We start from the raw sequence: 16,768 nt of genomic DNA, 5'->3' as shown, positions 1-16,768 counted from the left end.
GACACGGATTCAACCCCCTCCTTGCCCAAAGGCGAGGTGGCGAGCCTCAACCGTCTCTTGGATGGGCCGCTGTCTGAGACCATTGCAAGGCGCATCGCCCAGGTCTCGCTTGCCGAAATCAAGGCCTGGTTTAACCGCGCGCTCGACGCGCTGGATCTGGTAAGCATCTTTGACGGCGAGGGCTAAGGCCAAGCCACTGCTGACCTTTAACCAATAGCACGCGCTATAATCCAGCCACCAAACACTAGGGTGCGCATTGCACACCCTACTCCGTTTAAATCCCGCTTAAAGGCAGCCAACGATCATGCACCGCCTTGCAGATTGGCCAGAGGAAGACCGCCGCCCCATCTATTGGGAAAGCCCCCAAGATGTCCAGTATCAGGATATTCTGTATCACCGCGCCGAAGGCATCGCCAAGATCACCATCAATCGCCCCGAGGTGCGCAATGCCTTTAGGCCCCAGACGGTACGCGAGCTCATCCATGCTTTCCAGCGCGCCCATCTGGACCCAGAGATCGGTTCGATCATCCTCACTGGGGCGGGTGAACTCGCCTTTTGTTCGGGCGGTGACCAGCGGGTGCGTGGGCACGAGGGCTATCAGGACGCACAAGGGGTTGAGTCTCTGAATGTCTTAGACCTCCAGCGCCAGATCCGCACCCTACCCAAACCCGTAGTGGCCATGGTCGCAGGCTATGCCATCGGCGGCGGACATGTCCTGCATCTGGTCTGCGATCTGACCATCGCTGCCGAGAATGCGCGTTTCGGTCAGACCGGTCCGCGGGTGGGGAGCTTCGATGCCGGGTTGGGCGCAGGTCTCCTCGCCCGCACCATAGGACTAAAAAAGGCCAAGGAGATCTGGTTCCTATGCCGTCAATATGACGCACAAGAGGCGTTGGCGATGGGGTTGGTCAATGCCGTGGTTCCCTTGGCCGAGCTCGAGCTTGTGACCGTGGCCTGGTGCCGGCAGATGAATCGCCTCTCGCCTACCGCGCTGCGGGTGCTCAAGGCGGCATTCAATGCCGATACAGATGGTCTGGCCGGCATCCAGGAGCTCGCGGGCAATGCCACGGCCCTGTTCTATATGACGGAGGAGGCGCAAGAAGGGCGCAATGCCTTTTTGGAACGCCGCCCGCCCGATTTTCGTCGCTTCAGGCGACGGCCATAGGCAGCCCATGACCGGGCCTAGGGTGCGCAATGCACCCTTACTCGTTTCGATCGCCCTATGCCCCCATCTCCTTCTCCCCCGCTGCTTCGCCGTTGGTTGCTGGCGGCGCGCCCCAAGACCCTGCCCCTGAGCTTGTCGCCGGTGGTTGCAGGTCTAGCCTTAGTCCTGGCCGAGCAGGGGGGGCTTGCGCTCGGGATCGCCGCGGTCACCCTGCTTGCCGCTGCTGCGATCCAGATCGGCACCAATCTCTATAACGACGCCGCCGACTTCGAGCGCGGCGCCGACACATTCGCGCGCCTGGGCCCGCCGCGTGCCACCGCCCAAGGGTGGTTCAAAGCGCAGGAGGTCAAACTGGCGGCACATCTGATGTTCGCCCTGGCCTTTGCCCTTGGCTTGATCCTGCTCGCCCGCGGGGGGCTGCCGATCCTGCTGCTCGGTCTGGCATCGCTAGCTGCGGGTTATGCCTATACGGGCGGGCCGCGCCCGATCGCCTATGGTCCATTCGGCGAACTCTATGCTTGGGCCTTTTTTGGGGTTGCTGCAGTCGCCGGGACCTATTATCTCCAGACCCTGAGTCCTTCGGGGTCCGCCTGGATCGCCGGTGTCGCGCTCGGCTCCTTGGCTGCGGCCGTGCTCTTGGTCAATAACTATCGGGATCTGGAGAGCGATCTTGCTGCGGGGAGAAAGACCCTCTGCGCCCTCCTGGGCCGACCGCGCGCCAGATTTCTCTATGCCGCCTTGGTACTCCTGCCCGTCCCCTTGCTGATGGCGCTGCAACCGCTGCAAGCCCCTTGGGTCTTGGCTGGCGCTTTGCCGTTGGGCGCGCTCTTGATCTGGCGGCTGTGGCGCCTGGGGATCGGTCCCGAGCTCAACGGATTGCTCGCCCTGACCGCCCAATATCAGGCATTCCTGGTTCTGCTTTTGATCCTCGGGCTCTTCTGGCCTCGATGGCCCTGATCGAGCGCTTGGAGCTGAGGCCATACGCACTCCCCCTGCGTCGTCCATGGGCGAGCGCGCATGGTGCGATCAGGTTGCGCCGCGGCCTTCTGGTCCGGGTCGAGGCGAAGGGGCTGATCGGCTATGGAGACTGCGCCCCCCTGCCCGAGGCGGGGACCGAACCGCTTGTTGCGGCCTCGGCCATGCTAGAGCGATGGGCTCATGCCTTTGTCGGCTGCGATCCCGAACAGCTCCTTACCGAGATCGATCCCCTCGATGAGACCGCACATGCCATAGGGTGCACCCCACCCAAGGAACGCACCCCGGCCGCGCACTATGCCCTCGCTTGCGCCCTGGCCGATCTCCTCAGCCAACAGCGTGGTATATGCCTGCGCTGCTGGCTAAACCCTGCTGCCTGCGCGCGGATTGCAGTCAATGCTGCCCTCGGCCCAGTCGCGCAGGTCGATGCGGCTCAACTTGCTGATTGCATCCGGCGCGGTCTGCGGGTGATCAAGCTCAAGGTCGGGATCGCGCCGCTTGAGGATGAGCTTGCGGTCCTCAGGGCATTAGAACGGGCCATCGAGCCGGGTTTAGCCGATCGCTTGGTTCTGAGGCTCGATGCCAACGGCGCCTGGGGTCTGGCGCAGGCGCACCGCTTCATCGAGGCAACAGCGCGCCTGCGGCTGCCGATCGAATCCCTCGAAGAACCGCTCGCCGACCCTGACCCCCTCAGACTCGCCGAGCTTCAATCCCAGGCCCCATTTGCCCTGGCTCTAGATGAGTCGCTCATTGCGCGTTTTGCTGGTTGCGATCCGAGGGCGTTGGGCGTGCGGCGGCTGGTGCTCAAACCTGCTGCGATCGGGGGGCTGCGCCGGACCCTGGCGCTCGCCCGACACACCCAGGGATCTAGCCTGGAGGTGGTCATCACCAGCCTCATCGACAGCGCGGCAGGGCTGTGGCCAACTGCCCAGCTTGCGGGTGCACTCGCCAACCCCCTGGCGCACGGTCTGGGGACAGGCGCTTGGCTGGCTCGGGATCTCGGCACACCTCCCCTTATCCAGGATGGCTGGATGGCGCTCGGCGACCGCCCGGGCTCAGGATTTAGCGCCTAAAGTGCGCACTGCACGGGCGTCTCGACCGCAATATCTCAGGGCGCACCATCTGCGCCCTATTTGAGCTCGGTGTAATACAGCCAGACGTCTTGATCGACCTTGAGATCGATCAGGCTCGCATTGTGCACATCGAGATGGACATAGATCGGCTCGCCGGCAGGGATATGGATGCCATAGCCCGCCGGAAAGCTCAGGGCCGTGGTCGTGATGTTCGATCCCAGATAGGTGCTGCCTGACTGGGCAGCATAGTCGAACAGGCCTGGGCCCGAATACTTGGCGCGAAAGATACAGCCGCGCGCGTCCTCACCCGCACATTGATACATCTCGGGCTTGGTGCTCACCTCGATATCGGCATAGAGGTCCACATCGGCCTGCTCGGCCGCAGAGACGGCAAGGATCGCGATCGGTTTGCGCGGTGTCCAGGAACCGGCACGATCCTTGTGACAGATCTGACCGCGCAGACAAAGACCTGTGGTTGCCTTGATCACTGCCACCTGCAAGGGTTGGATCTCGGCAGCGGACGCTTGGAACGGCAGGGTCATCGATACATAACAGGCAGCAAGCGCCCGGGCAGCGGCATCAAACAGATTCTTGGGCATACTGGGTCCTTGAGGAAGAGGTGCTTAGGAAAAGGCCATCGGGTGCGCATGGCGAACCCTATTGGCAAGGATAAAAGGCCCGATGCGCCCGGCGCAAAACTCGACCGTCCATGGAGAGAGCAGGCGGGGCGCCCGCGCTCCATCGCTCACCCCAAGCGAAGCTTGACGGCATAACGCCTGGGGCCGCCGGAAAGCAAAACGCAGGCTGCGCCCTGCTGGAGCGGGAGGGGGTCACCATCGAGCCAGGCCGCGATCACCGCCCGGCCGCCGGTGTTTTCGACCTGGATGGCGCATTCGCTGCCGTCCGTCAGCTGTAGTCCCAGGCTAAAGCCCGGCCAGTCCTTGGGGATACAGGGGCGGAGCAACAGCCTTCGCCCCCCCTCGAGCCGCACCCCGAAGATCCATTCCAGGCCGACGCGCAGCCACCAGCCGCTTGAACCCGTGTACCAGCTCCAGCCGCCGCGCCCGATATGCGGTGGGGCGCCATAGATGTCGGCGGCGATGGCATAGGGCTCGAGGCGATAGCGCTCGACGTCCTCTGGGGTCGGGGTGTGGCTTGCAGGGCTGAGCATCGCAAGCAGGGGGGCGGCGCGTTCGCACCGGCCCAACTCGGCCAGGGCCGCCACCGACCAGCAAGCGGCGTGGGTATATTGCCCGCCGTTTTCGCGCACCCCGGCGACATAGCCTTTGATATAGCCCGGATCGCGGGGGGTGTTGACGAATGGAGGGGCGAGGAGGCGGATCAGGCGCGCAGTCTCATCGATTAGCTCGCGCTCCAGGGCATCTAGCGACCGGTCGGCGCGCTCGGCCGAGGCCGCCCCCGACAGCACCGCCCAGGACTGGGCCAGGGCATCGATGCGGCATTCGCTGTCCTGCGCCGTCCCCAGCGGCGCCCCGTCGTCGTCATAGGCCCGCCGATACCAGGCGCCGTCCCAGCCCGCATCCTCGAGCGCTGCCTTGAGCCGCTCCTGATAGGCGCGGTAGCGCGCGGCCCGCCCCCGGTCCCCTCGCCCTTGGCACAAGGGGAGAAAGTCTTCGATCAGGCGATAGAGAAAGAACCCGAGCCAGACGCTCTCGCCGCGTCCCTCGCGCCCGACGCGGTTCATGCCGTCGTTCCAGTCGCCGGTGCCCATCAGCGGCAGGCCGTGCGGCCCCTGGGTTAGCGAGCGATCGATGGCGCGACAGCAGTGGTCATAGAGATCGCCGACCTCGCTGCTCGGTTCGGGCTTGAGATAACGCTCATCCTCGCCGGGCGCAAGCAGGGGTGCCTGGAGATAAGGGATGGGTTCGGCGAGGATGTCGAGATCACCTGTCGTCCTGACATAGTGCGCCGTTGCATAGGGCAGCCACAGGAGATCATCGGAAAAGCGCGTGCGCAGACCCCAGCCGAGCGGCTCTGGGTGCCACCAATGGAGCACATCGCCCTCGACGAGCTGCTGAGCGGCATGGAGGAGGATCTGGGCGCGGGTGAGATCGGGGCGGATCATGGTCAGGGCCAGGGCGTCCTGGAGCTGATCGCGAAAGCCGAAGGCACCGCCCGACTGATAAAAGGCCGAACGCGCCCAGATACGGCACCCCAGGGTCTGATAGAGTGCCCAGCCGTTGAACAACCGATCGAGCGCAGGTTCAGGGGTCTCGACCTGGATGCTCGAAGTCAGGGTTCCCCAAAAACCGACCGCCTCGGCGTGGGCGGCGGCGATCGCCGCAGGCTCGGCATAGCGGGCCAAGAGATCGGCGAGCTGGTCCTCATTCAAGGCCTCGCCGAATAAGAGGTCACAGGTCATGGTCTCGCCCGGGGCAAGTTCCATCAGGAGATGCTCGGCAAAACAGGGATCGCGCCCCGCCCCTGTCAGCTCGGCGAGCCTGAAGCCAGGCGCCAGGGCGATCGGATCGGTCGGGTTGCGGTGATGGCCGATGAACGCCAGCCGCTCGGTGGTGAACTCGCGTCCGATCAGGGTCGCACCGGACAATTGGCTGCGGCCAAAGACGATGGCCCCAGCGAATGCGCCGGCATCTGGGTTGGTTGCGCGCAGGAACCCCCTGGGGTCGCGGGCGGCGACGATGGGGCTTGGATACACCGGACGCTGGCCTAGGACCAGGCGCTGATAACTGAGGATCGCGAGTCGGCGAGCCCGCCCCGTGCGGTTGGTCAGGCGCAGGCGTTGGATCTTGACGGGGTCTTGGCGGGCGACGAAGACCAGGGTCTCGTGTTCGAGACCGGCATAATCGAGCAGGCAGCGGCTAAAGCCCCATCCATGCTGGACGCGATAGTCGGCAGGTGCGGGGCGCGGTCCGGGCCAGGGCGACCAGGACTCCCCCGTCTCCTCGTCGCGCAGATAAAGGGCCTCGCTGTGCGGGTCGCAGACGGGGTCGTTGGACCAGGGGGTCAGGCGATTGACCTGGCTATTGCGCGACCAGGTATAACCCGCGCCTGAGTCGCTAACCAGACAGCCGAAATCGGGATTGGCGATGACATTGATCCAGGGCTGCGGCGGACGACGGTGGCCTGCGCCGAGATGGGCGATGCGGATCTCATAGAAGCGGCCGGCGGGGTCGAACCCGCCGTAGCCGTTAAAGAGCAGCAACCCCTCGGCAGGCTGCGCGCTGCGCACCTCCGCTTGCTCCCCCGCCTGCCCCTTCGCCGGGTCTGTCCCCGCGCAGGCAGGCTGCCACGGGGGAAGCGGTGCTGCGGGCTGGGCCCGGCGTTCGGCTGCGATCGTAGCAAGCAGGGCAGCAAGCCCATCCGGATCGGCGGCGCCGGTGAGCCAGGTCAGCTCGCAGCCCTCGCCTGCCTCGAGCTCGACCCAGGTGCGCAGACTCAGGATCGGATCGAGCACCGGCCCGAGGCTACCTGACAGGGGCAGAGCGCCGAGCAGAGCCAAGGGGCGCGCCAATGTATGACCGCGCCCGATGAAACGTGCCCGATCGGTCTCCCACTGCCCGGCCTCGGCGCCGACCAGTGCATGGACGAGACAGGGCCAGGATTCGCCTGCCGAGCGCGGGCGGCGGCGGGCGATGAGCGCGCCGGTCCCTGGATCGCGCGCGGTCTCGACGAAGAGCTTGGAAAATGCCGGATGTGCGGCATCGGCGTCTGCTGGAAAGAGCACGACCTCAAGATAGCTGGTGAGCTCAAGACGCCGCCTTCGCCCGGATCCATTGTCGATCCGCAGACACCTGCGCTCGAGGTCCAGGGTCTCGTCCAGGCGCAGATCAAGACGCAGCCGGATCCGGTGATCTTCGCGTTCCAAACGAAAACCACCCGCGCAATCGGCAGCACGATAATCATCCGCCAGGGTCCGAGTCGGCTGATAGCCGAGCGACCAGAGCTCGCCGCTATCGAGATCGCGCAGATATAAGAGGCTGCCGAGGGCATCCTCGATCGGGTCCCCCGGCCAGCGCGTCAGCGCCAGACCTTTAAACCGCAACTGACCTGCGCCCGAGTCGCTGATGACGACCTCGAGCCGCCGTCGGCAAAGGCGATGATCACGTCCTTCGCCTGTCATCGGTTCACGCATGGGCTCAATCCTCGATGGAGCGCGGGCGTCTCGCCCGAACTATCCATTAGGGTACGCATAGCGCTAGGCCAACAGCTCAAGGCGCGCCGGAAGCGCGCGCACCCGGGCACCTGAGGCATCGACATCTCGGCTCTCTTCACCATCGATCCGCACCGAAAACAACGGCCCGGGCAGCGGCGGACAGACCCAGATCCCGCCAGGCGGCAGACTTAGGTCCCCGCCGAGTTGGACGACGAGGGCCCCGCCCGTCCAAGGCGCGATCTCGATGTCCAAGGGCCCATAGGCGGTCGGCAGCCCCCGGAGGCGGATGGGGCCCGCCTGAAGCCATTCCAACGGGATGCCGGCGGCTATTACCAAAGAGCGGTCGGAATCGCGCTCATAGACAAACAGATCGCGCACCGCCAGGGCATATTCGGCGCCGATCCAGCTATGCGGCAGATCACCGCGATGCGCCGGTGCGCGCGGGTCGCGCCAGATGATCTCCGGCCACTGGTTCCAGGCGGGCGGGGTGCGCGCATCCAGATAAAATCCCAAGACCTCGTGGGCCTCGGCGCGCCAACCGATCCGGATCAGGGCAGAGGCGACGCGGATCTCATAGGGGGTAAAATTGGTCCAAGTGACAGGATCTGGCCCATGCATCGCCCGAAAGCGGGCGATGAAGCGCTCGAACGTCCGGCGCAACGGGATCTGCGGCAAGCGATGTCCCTCATCGACCAGGCCGAGCGCGACCGCAAGGGCCACCGGGTCGTGGTCGGCGAGCTCAACCGAGGCAGGCAGATCCTCCAGCCCATGCGCGGCTGCCACCTGCTCGATCGAGCGATAGAGATCCGCTGCGAGCTCAGCGCGCAGACGCGCACAGCGCCCTGCCTGGACCTCATCCCCCAGGGCCTCGGCGAGCTCGGTGGCATCCTTGAGCCCGCGCAGGGCCCAGAGATCATCCCAATAGGCATGGACCGGATGGGCGAGATACCCCTCGTGGCTCGCCGACTCGGGCAGTAGCCCAAAACAGGCGCGGCGCTGAGGCGTCTGATACTCAGGGGTCAGGCGCTCGGCGCGCAGGCGTTCGAGGTGGTCAACTGCCTTGCAGACCGCAGGCCAGAGGGGTGCGATGCGCGCAGGATCGGCGCCGAAGCGCCAGGCATCGGCGATGGCGAAGATCAACTGCCCTAGGCTGTCGTGCTCGACTAGCCAATCCGGCCCCTGGTCATCGACACAACAGGGCACGCGCCCAGCGGTATCCTGAAAACCGGCATACCACTCGACGAAGGCGAGGGAGACATCAACCAGCCCAAAGCGGTTCAAGGCCGCGGCCATCGCCGCTCCATCCCGAATCCAGGAGCGGGCATAGCGCCGCGGCCCGGGTTGCAAGGCCGGCCCCTGGCGGTTGATCAGGACATGGGCGATCGCCCCTTGCGCTGCATCCCAATAGGGACGCGCCGGCGCAGATAGGAGCGTCGGCGTCCCGCCTGCCACATCTATCCGCAACACGCCCCGCCACTCGGCGATGGCCTGTTCCAAGGGTACCTCGCCGTGGGGCAGCCGAAGCGCAAGCGTCTCGCCTGCAATATCCCCCAAACCCTGCCCCGCCTGCTCTCCGAGTGGCGCAGCCAGCCAGACTGTCTCCTCGGCACCGGCGGCAAGCTCGAGGTCGAACCAGACCGCCGCGCAGCCCAGACCATTGGGGTCGTCGATCGCGCTTGCCTGGGGGAGGAGACCTGCTGCCAGCCGCTCGACCCATGGACCTTCATCCAGGCTACCGACACCGACCCCGCTGGGTTGGAGCAAAGGGACCAAGGCAAGACGCCCATCGGCCCACAGCCCACCCTCTTCCCAGGCGAGCCGATGGATGGGCGCCAACCCGCCAATCTCCCGATGCCGCTGCCAAGGCGGCGTGACCTGGAAGGGGCGCAGGAGGAGATAGAGCCGCGCCTTGGCCGGGGCTGGGTTCTCCTCTGTCACCTGGCGCGCGATCCGATAGCCCAGATAGAGCCACCCAGGCTCGCCCTGGGCGAAGGCGGTGATGACGAGCTGCCAAGCAGCACGTCGCCAGATCACCTGAGGGATGGGTAACGGCGTCTCAATGAGGCCCTGTTCGATGGTGCAATCGCCCCAGGTCAAAAGCATCTCCCCCGTCCAGAGCATGGGCTCGATCATTGGCCAGGCGCGCCCGACCTCGACCGCTCCGTCCTCGCTGAGGATGGCGGGTGTCTGGCCATCTGGCCGATCGATCGCGGTCCACTCGATCTGCTCGCGATCGAGCCAGCGGGGATAAGCGCCCCTCGGAGATGTCTCGGCCAGACGCATCAAAAACTCCTCAAGCGAGCGGGCATCGGCAGCGGGAGACAGCCGATGATCGAGCAGCCGGGGGAGGGGTAAACGGTCATTGAGCGACTCGATCCGCAGGAGGCGCGAACAGCCGTCGGCGAGATAGATGGCGTTCTGCCGCCCTCGGGCATGGGGTGATTCATAGAGACGGCGCCAGCCTTCATCTGAGCCGTCGCGCGCCAGGACCCGAAAGGGATGCGGGCCATCCGTCTCCCAGGTCAGGTACAGGGCGCTGTAATCGCAGATCGCCCCGCAATCGAGCTCGATCCATGCCGGCGCATCCGGCCCGTCCGAAGCGATGATCTGCGGTCTTTCCGGCGGGGTGCGGTCCTCGAGCCGAAGGTCGGCGAGCCACAGCGAGCCCTTGCCACCGCCGAGGAGGGCGATCTCGATGGCATCGATCTCATCAGGCGACCCGCCGCCTGCCGGACCCCAGCCGAAGGCGAAGGCACGGGCATTGAGCTCGAGGCTGTGCCACCCGCCCTGGAAATCGAAGGACTCGCTTCGCCACAGCCAGACGTTCTCATCGCCCGGAGCGACGAGCTTGATCTCGATCCCGCGCGCTTGGCCCTGGGCGCTAAGCTCAAGGTGCAGGGCAAAGCTGCCTGGGAGCCTCAGCGACAACCGCCGGCGTGCCACGACAAAGCCACCGTCCGTGCCGAAGTCGAAGTCCAGGCGTAGCGCGGGGCCCTCGTTGGGGCCGGCTTCTAGCCCAAGGTCGAGCCGCGACTGACCGGAGGCGATCGCCGACCATCCGGGCAGGTCGCCAAACACATCGAGCATCTGATGGCGCATAGTGCTTTAGGGCCCCCTCTGCTCTCAAGACAGTGCGCAAACAGGCGCACTGTGCTCTTCCTGCCCCGAATGCGGAGCGCATTTGTCTCTGACAGGCGTGACTTTCCCGACTACGGCAGAGACCCTCTCTGCTGTAGCTCCGCCGTTACCGGACGGACTCGCCACGGGTAGGGCAGTTGCGGTTGCCAGCCGTTTGAGATTGAGCGCGGCATTGATGTCCCGATCATGGCGCGTGCCGCATTGAGGACACGTCCATTCCCGATCCTTCAACGCCAACATCTCATTCTCCCAACCACAGACCGAACACAGGCGGCTGCTCGGATCCCAGCGATCAGCTAAAACCAACCAGACGCCGTAGCATTTCCCCTTGTATTCCATCTGCAAGCAGAACATGCCAAAGCCCAGGTCGCTGATGGCGCGGGCAAGCCGTTCGTTCGCCAGCATGCCCTTGACGTTCAAATCCTCAATCACCACCCCTTGGTTTTCGCGGCAGAGCCGGGTCGTGAGCTTATGTGTGAAGTCCGCTCGGACATTGGCAATGCGTGCGTGCAGCCTTGCCAACATCGCAGAGGATTTCCTTCGATTCTTCAAGATCGGAAGCCTCGTGCCTTTTGCCAGTCCGGCCCTTGGCGCAAACCCAGCCCCGACCTTGGCCGCCTCAACCTTGCAGGAAAGGCGTCTGCCTCGAATCCTGAGACGACGAAGCGCAGAGGAGATTCAACAGACTCGCCATTGGAAAGCCTGGCCGCCGCCTCAACGCCCAGGTCAACACCAGTCGTTTCATGCGCCTGCGATAGAACACAGCATCGACCACTTCAACCTGAATGGCGACGAACCAGCGTCCGCAGTACGCGAAACGGTCGCACCAAGAATCTTGCCATCGAAGCACAACGCCTCGGTCATGGCGACCTCACCGCTCTTGGGCAGGCAAATGGTCTTGTCCGAGACGCCAAGCCGCTTCGCCGCCTTGCCTGTGCGCATCATCGTGCTTTCTATGTGGAAAATTATCCACTATCGCGCACAGTTTGTAATGCTAGGGTTGGCTCTGTCAGAAGATTGCCGGATTATGACGAACGGCTTGGCGCACTGCCTATCTAGGCTATACTGCGCCCGTCTCAAAGTCACCCTGCACGCCTCTTGGTCCATCCTTGAACGATCCTTTCCGCATGTACCGACTCTTCTGGTCATTGCTCAGTACGCTCAAGGTCCCGATTACCCCGGTGATCTGGACTCGCTTTGTGCACATGTTGCACCGGCTCAACTGCTCGCCCGTCGGCGGCCGGGGCAGGGTGCTTTTCGGCCTGCTGATCCTTTGCCTATTCGCCATCAACGGCTTGAACGTCCTCAACAGCTATGTCAACCGCGACTTTATGACCGCGATCGAGAACCGAGATATGGGTGGATTCATCACCTATGCCCTGCTCTTTGTCTCGGTCATGGGGCTTGCAACGGTCGTCGCTGTGTTTTACCGCTATACCGAAGAGCGCCTGGGGCTTTTGTGGCGCAAATGGCTCACTGAACAGTTCATCGACCGCTATCTCGCTGAACGGACCTATTTCCGGCTGCATCTTAGCGATGCGCTGCCCAACCCGGATCAGCGAATCGCCGAGGACATCCGCAGTCTAACCACCATCACTCTCTCCTTTACCCTCCTGGTCTTGAATGCGAGCTTCACTGTGATCGCCTTCTCTGGGGTGCTGTGGACCATCAGCCCCTTGTTATTCGGGGTTGCAGTCGCCTATTCGCTCGTCGGTTCGGCCTTGACCATCTATCTCGGCAAGCCCTTGGTCAAGCTCAATTACGACCAGCTCGATCATGAGGCGAATTTCCGAGCCCGCCTTGTCCATGTGCGCGAACATGCTGAATCGATCGCCCTGTTGCGTACCGAAGAGCGTCTCAAGCTGCGTCTCAAAGATCGATTGGAGCGACTGACCGCCAATTTCCAGCGTCTGATCGAGGTCAATCGCAACCTCAACTTCTTTACAACAGGCTATAACTATCTCATCCAGATCATCCCGGCGTTGGTGATCGCGCCTTTATTCATCCAGGGAAAAGTCGAGTTCGGGGTGATCACCCAGTCAGCGGTGGCATTTGGCCATCTGCTCGGGGCCTTTTCCTTAATCGTGACCCAGTTTCAATCGATCTCGAGTTATACAGCGGTCATCGCGAGGCTCAATGCCTTGCACGAGGCGATGGCGCAGGCCCACCTGGAACGCGCCCCCCGGGTCGAGTTCTGCGCCGATTCGAGCAGCCTGGCCTTTGAGCATCTGACCCTCTATGCCCCGCGCAATGGACGCATCTTGGTGAAGGATCTGAGCCTGTCGTTGCCGACGAGGATCTATCTGTTGGTGCGTTCGGCGAGCGAGATGGCCGAAAAAGCCCTGTTTCGCGCCGCTGCCGACCTTTGGCCCTATGGCGAGGGCCGGATCCTCCATCCTGGCCATGATGCGATCTTTTTCCTGCCTGAACGCCCTTATGTCCCACCTGGCACCTTGCGCGAGATCCTGCTGCGTCCTTGTCAGGAGCGCTGGCTACCAGACTGGAAGATCTCCGAGAGCCTCAAGGCGCTCAATCTCGCGGCCCTGGTAGAGCGGGCCGGCGGGCTCGACAAAGAACACAAGTGGAGCGACTTTCTCTCTTTGAGCGAACAGCAGAGGCTAAGTTTTGCGCGCGTTTTGCTCACCGAACCGCGCTTTGTCTTTCTCGATCACCCGAGCCGGGCCTTAAGCGAATGCCCTCTGGGGGAACTCTTGAACCTCCTGCGCCAACGGGGGATCACCTATCTCACCCTGGGCGATGAGGACGACGACCCGCGCTTTTACGATCGCTTGCTTGAGATCGCCGAGGATGGGACCTGGTGCCTACGACCGCCGACCCTAGAGACCCCCTCCTCGTTCGCCTGCTTTGTCTATTCAGGCTTGCCGCCAGATGGACAGGGGACATGAGCGCCTTCCCTGAAGGCTTTTGCTGGGGGGTGGCGACCTCGGCCTATCAGATCGAGGGGTCGCCGCTTGCGGACGGGGCAGGTCCGAGCATTTGGCATCGCTTTGCCCATACCCCAGGGCACATCGCCGATGGCGAGACAGGCAACATCGCCTGCAATCACTATCAGCGCTATCTGGAGGATATCGGGCTTTTGCACGAGCTCGGGGTCAATGCCTATCGCTTCAGCATCGCCTGGGGGCGGGTCCTACCGGAGGGGAGGGGCGCGATCAATCGCAAAGGACTCGGTTTCTATCAGCGGCTCGTCGATGCCCTACTGGAACGCGGGATCAGTCCCGTCATCACCCTCTATCACTGGGACCTGCCGATGGCCTTGCAGGACCGCGGGGGATGGATCAACCCAGACAGTCCCCAGTGGTTCGCCGACTATGCCGAGGTCCTGTTTCGGACCTTTGCTGATCGGGTCACCTCCTGGATCACGATCAATGAACCCTGGGTCATCGCCGTCTTGGGCCACCTGGAGGGAAGACATGCGCCTGGCTGGCGCGACCCTTCTGCAGCGGCGCGCGTCGGGCATCATCTTTTGCTCGCCCATGCTGCAGCCGTCGCCTCATATCGCACCCTGGGGCACGGCCAGATCGGGATCGCGCTCAATCTCGAACCCCAGCATCCGGCCTACCCAAAGGCCGCGGACCTCTTGGCCGCCCAGAGGCGCGACGCTTTCGTCAACCGCTGGTTCCTGGATGCCTTGTTCTTGGCGAGCTATCCGATCGAACTCGCCCAGATCTTCGGCCCGGCTTGGCCCAAGTTCGGCGCGGTCGCGCTCGACCAAATCCACTATCCTGGTGATTTCATCGGGGTCAACTATTACACCCGCGCCCGGGTCGCTGCTGCGCCTGAGGCAAAACCCTTAGGCGCGATCTGTCTCCCGCCGCCTAGGGAAAAAAGCACCGCCATGGGCTGGGAGATCTATCCCGAGGGCCTCGGCGAGGTCCTGGGGTGGTTCAAAGAGCGTTATGGTAACCCGCGGGTCTTGATCACCGAAAACGGGGCAGCATTTGCCGACCCGGCCCCCTGTGCGGGTCTCGTCCTCGATCCCCAGCGCATCGTCTATCTCAGGTCGCATCTTCGCGCCGCAGCGCAGGCGCTGGCAGCTGGGGTGGATCTCGGCGGTTATTTTGTCTGGTCGCTCATGGACAACTTTGAATGGGCCGAGGGCTACAGCAAGCGTTTTGGTCTCTATTGGGTCGATCGCCAAACCCTTCAGCGCTATCCCAAATCCAGCGCGCACTTTTATCGCTCGGTCATCGCGACGCAAGGGGCAGTGTTGGCGGATTAGGGGTCGCCCAAAGGCGGGTATGCAGGAGAAACAACCCATCGTGGTGCGAGAGCAAGGCGCGCTTTTCACGCAAGCTCAGTGACTCCTCGCCCTCGTCCTGCAGTTGAAACACCAGGCCCTCCAGGATGTGCCGTCGGCGCCGGTTCTGCGGCTCGTTGTACAGCAGGGCATCATGCAGGGCATAGACCCGCGGGTCGAGTATGGCCTGGACCCAGAACGGCTGAGCGCCGGGACCCTGTGTCCCCGCAACCCCCTCCAAGGGCGGCGAGCGCTTGAGCTGTTCGTCCAAGCGCTTGAGGATCGCGGGCGGCTCGGTCTCGGCAGGGGTCAGGAACAAGCCCAGCCGCCTAGCCCACAGCCCCAGATCGGTGCGGCTGGTGAGGATCGAAACGGGGATCGCAAGCAGGATCCCTGCAAGCACCGGCGTAAACCACCAAAAGAAATCAGGTACCCAGCGATAGGTCGCATAGCCGACGGTCAGGCCCAAAAGGGTCTGACCGCCGTGCGCACCGAGCGCCTCGAAGAATCCGGTTTGATGATCGCCGCGCTGTTGGGCGGGCCAGCCGACGCTGGTCCGCAGCAAGATCGCCACGACGAATTTGCTTTGAAAGAGCATCAAGACCGGCGCAAGCAGGACCGAAAACAGACTCTCGATCAGGGCGCTCAACGACGCTTTCGCCAGACCGCCAAAGCGCCGCGCCTCGGCGCGGTCGAAGGCCAAGAAGATTAGGGCTAGAAGTTTGGGCAAAAAGAGCAGGGCCAGGGTCACCCAGAGCACTGTGGTCATCTCGACCACATAGTATTGCGGCCAGATCGGAATGATGTTATAGCCGAAGAAATACACAGGCCGATGCAGGCTTTTGAAATAGGCTTCGAGCCCAGTGGCGATCAAAAACAACAGCCACAGGGGCGATGCAGCGTAGGACATCACCCCCATGGCAAAATGGATGCGGCTTAAGGTCCTAAAGCCACGCGCCATGATCAGGCGCGCATGTTGCAGGTTTCCCTGACACCATCGGCGGTCGCGCTTGGCATAGTCGATCAGGGTCGGGGGGATCTCCTCGTAGCTTCCTGCCAGATCCCAGGCCAGGCGGACCTTCCAGCCGGCGCGCGCCAGAAGTGCTGCCTCGACGAAATCATGGCTCAGGATATCCCCACCGAAGGGCTCGCGGCCGGGGAGCTTGGGGAGCCCGCAATGATCAGCGAATGGACGCACCCGAATGATGGCATTGTGCCCCCAGAAGTTGGCTATGTCTTGCTGCCAGAAGGCCAAGCCAGCGGCGAACATCCGCCCATAGAGGCTGCCGGCGAACTGGAGCATCCGGGCAAAGAACGAGACCCGATTGATCGGCACCGGCGGCACCTGCAATAAGGCTAGACTGGGCTCGGCCTCCATCCGCCGCACCATCTCGATGAGGGTCTCAGCGCTCATCAGGCTGTCGGCATCCAGGACGATCATATAGCGATACCGACCACCCCACTGCCGGCAGAAATCCGCCAGGTTGCCGCTCTTACGCGCTGTATTCTCAGGACGGTTGCGATAAAAGATCCGCGCCGGCTTGCCAAGTTCTTGTGACCAGCGGCGCCAAAGGATCTCTTCATGAACCCAGATGCTAGGATCGCGGGTGTCGCTCAGGATAAAGATCTCGAAGCGATCCTGGACAGCGAGCGCCTTCAGGTCCTCATCGATTGCACGCAGACCGGCGAATACCCGCTCTGGGTCTTCGTTATAGACCGGCATCACCAGGGCTGTCTTAAACGCCATTCCCTCGCTCCGGGAGGCATGCGCCGCCTTATACCTGTATCTATCAAACAACAGGACGAAGAACCCGAGGGCCGCGGTCCAGAACGAGGCACTGATCCACAGCATCAGGATGGTATAGAAAACGAGAAGCACGATCTCCAAGGCAGATAGCCCGCCATCCTGGAGCGCAACCGATAACAGCGACAAGCAAAAAAAGGTCGTCACCACGACCAGAGTAAAGTACAGCAGTTGCTGGAGGTGCCAGCCGATGGATTTGAACAGTCGAACCTTCATG

At 63.3% G+C, this 16,768-nt stretch carries 12 protein-coding genes; 6 read left to right on the top strand and 6 right to left on the bottom strand.

Going from position 1 to position 16,768, the window contains the following annotated elements; genetic code table 11:
- Nucleotides 1-21 precede the first annotated feature (21 nt).
- From GWK36_RS06545 to menC, 4 genes are all read left to right on the top strand, one after another.
- A complete protein-coding gene (locus tag GWK36_RS06545; protein ID WP_166270456.1) occupies nucleotides 22-186 on the top strand; it encodes a hypothetical protein in 165 nt (54 codons plus the stop codon).
- 118 nt (nucleotides 187-304) lie between these two features.
- The gene (gene menB, locus GWK36_RS06540; RefSeq protein ID WP_166270455.1) at nucleotides 305-1,165 is read left to right on the top strand and encodes a 1,4-dihydroxy-2-naphthoyl-CoA synthase; all 861 of its coding nucleotides are present in this window, start codon (nucleotides 305-307) and stop codon (nucleotides 1,163-1,165) included.
- Nucleotides 1,166-1,222: 57 nt separating this feature from the next.
- The gene (menA, locus tag GWK36_RS06535) at nucleotides 1,223-2,122 is read left to right on the top strand and encodes a 1,4-dihydroxy-2-naphthoate octaprenyltransferase (RefSeq protein WP_166270454.1); all 900 of its coding nucleotides are present in this window, start codon (nucleotides 1,223-1,225) and stop codon (nucleotides 2,120-2,122) included.
- Nucleotides 2,113-3,213, top strand: a complete 1,101-nt coding sequence (gene menC, locus GWK36_RS06530; RefSeq protein WP_246237748.1) for an o-succinylbenzoate synthase — start codon at nucleotides 2,113-2,115, stop codon at nucleotides 3,211-3,213. Before menA ends, menC begins: the two co-directional genes overlap by 10 nt.
- Nucleotides 3,214-3,269: 56 nt before the next feature.
- On the opposite strand, the gene GWK36_RS06525 is transcribed toward menC, so the two are convergent.
- The 5 genes from GWK36_RS06525 to GWK36_RS14885 all read right to left on the bottom strand — a co-directional run bounded on the left by GWK36_RS06525 (nucleotide 3,270) and on the right by GWK36_RS14885 (nucleotide 11,431).
- The gene (locus tag GWK36_RS06525; RefSeq protein ID WP_210756881.1) at nucleotides 3,270-3,812 is read right to left on the bottom strand and encodes a hypothetical protein; all 543 of its coding nucleotides are present in this window, start codon (nucleotides 3,810-3,812) and stop codon (nucleotides 3,270-3,272) included.
- A gap of 146 nt (nucleotides 3,813-3,958) precedes the next feature.
- Nucleotides 3,959-7,327 carry a GH36-type glycosyl hydrolase domain-containing protein gene (locus GWK36_RS06520; RefSeq protein ID WP_166270453.1) on the bottom strand — a complete coding sequence of 1,123 codons (3,369 nt, stop codon included), beginning with the start codon at nucleotides 7,325-7,327 and terminating at the stop codon, nucleotides 3,959-3,961.
- Nucleotides 7,328-7,390: 63 nt separating this feature from the next.
- Entirely contained in the window at nucleotides 7,391-10,435 is a 3,045-nt protein-coding gene (locus tag GWK36_RS06515) for a hypothetical protein (RefSeq protein WP_246237747.1), read from the bottom strand.
- A 36-nt stretch (nucleotides 10,436-10,471) separates the two neighbouring features.
- Nucleotides 10,472-11,137: an RNA-guided endonuclease InsQ/TnpB family protein gene (locus GWK36_RS14890; protein ID WP_246237807.1), complete on the bottom strand. Its 666-nt coding sequence runs from the start codon at nucleotides 11,135-11,137 to the stop codon at nucleotides 10,472-10,474.
- A 90-nt stretch (nucleotides 11,138-11,227) separates the two neighbouring features.
- Nucleotides 11,228-11,431, bottom strand: coding sequence for a hypothetical protein (locus GWK36_RS14885; RefSeq protein ID WP_210756880.1), 204 nt, complete (start codon nucleotides 11,429-11,431; stop codon nucleotides 11,228-11,230).
- Between the two features lie 182 nt (nucleotides 11,432-11,613).
- Between GWK36_RS14885 and GWK36_RS06505 the strand changes: the two genes are divergently transcribed.
- Entirely contained in the window at nucleotides 11,614-13,392 is a 1,779-nt protein-coding gene (locus tag GWK36_RS06505) for an ABC transporter ATP-binding protein/permease (protein ID WP_166270451.1), read from the top strand.
- Nucleotides 13,389-14,729, top strand: a complete 1,341-nt coding sequence (locus tag GWK36_RS06500; RefSeq protein WP_166270450.1) for a GH1 family beta-glucosidase — start codon at nucleotides 13,389-13,391, stop codon at nucleotides 14,727-14,729. Before GWK36_RS06505 ends, GWK36_RS06500 begins: the two co-directional genes overlap by 4 nt.
- Here GWK36_RS06500 and mdoH read toward each other — a convergent pair.
- Nucleotides 14,695-16,767 (bottom strand): glucans biosynthesis glucosyltransferase MdoH, encoded by a 2,073-nt coding sequence (mdoH, locus tag GWK36_RS06495; protein ID WP_166270449.1) that lies wholly within the window; start codon nucleotides 16,765-16,767, stop codon nucleotides 14,695-14,697. The genes GWK36_RS06500 and mdoH overlap by 35 nt on opposite strands.
- Nucleotide 16,768: the final 1 nt, after the last annotated feature.

It is taken from the genome of Caldichromatium japonicum (genome assembly GCF_011290485.1).
Classification (GTDB): domain Bacteria; phylum Pseudomonadota; class Gammaproteobacteria; order Chromatiales; family Chromatiaceae; genus Thermochromatium; species Thermochromatium japonicum.
This window is presented reverse-complemented; position numbering and strand designations above follow the sequence as displayed.

Excerpts from the sequence above, each read along its gene's own strand:
- menC (WP_246237748.1), top strand. The coding sequence starts at position 2,113 with ATGGCCCTGATCGAGCGCTTGGAGCTGAGGCCATACGCACTCCCCCTG.
- GWK36_RS06500 (WP_166270450.1), top strand. The coding sequence starts at position 13,389 with ATGAGCGCCTTCCCTGAAGGCTTTTGCTGGGGGGTGGCGACCTCGGCC.
- GWK36_RS06525 (WP_210756881.1), bottom strand. The coding sequence starts at position 3,812 with ATGCCCAAGAATCTGTTTGATGCCGCTGCCCGGGCGCTTGCTGCCTGT.
- menB (WP_166270455.1), top strand. The coding sequence starts at position 305 with ATGCACCGCCTTGCAGATTGGCCAGAGGAAGACCGCCGCCCCATCTAT.
- GWK36_RS06520 (WP_166270453.1), bottom strand. The coding sequence starts at position 7,327 with ATGCGTGAACCGATGACAGGCGAAGGACGTGATCATCGCCTTTGCCGA.
- menA (WP_166270454.1), top strand. The coding sequence starts at position 1,223 with ATGCCCCCATCTCCTTCTCCCCCGCTGCTTCGCCGTTGGTTGCTGGCG.
- GWK36_RS06505 (WP_166270451.1), top strand. The coding sequence starts at position 11,614 with ATGTACCGACTCTTCTGGTCATTGCTCAGTACGCTCAAGGTCCCGATT.
- GWK36_RS14885 (WP_210756880.1), bottom strand. The coding sequence starts at position 11,431 with ATGATGCGCACAGGCAAGGCGGCGAAGCGGCTTGGCGTCTCGGACAAG.
- GWK36_RS06515 (WP_246237747.1), bottom strand. The coding sequence starts at position 10,435 with ATGCTCGATGTGTTTGGCGACCTGCCCGGATGGTCGGCGATCGCCTCC.
- mdoH (WP_166270449.1), bottom strand. The coding sequence starts at position 16,767 with ATGAAGGTTCGACTGTTCAAATCCATCGGCTGGCACCTCCAGCAACTG.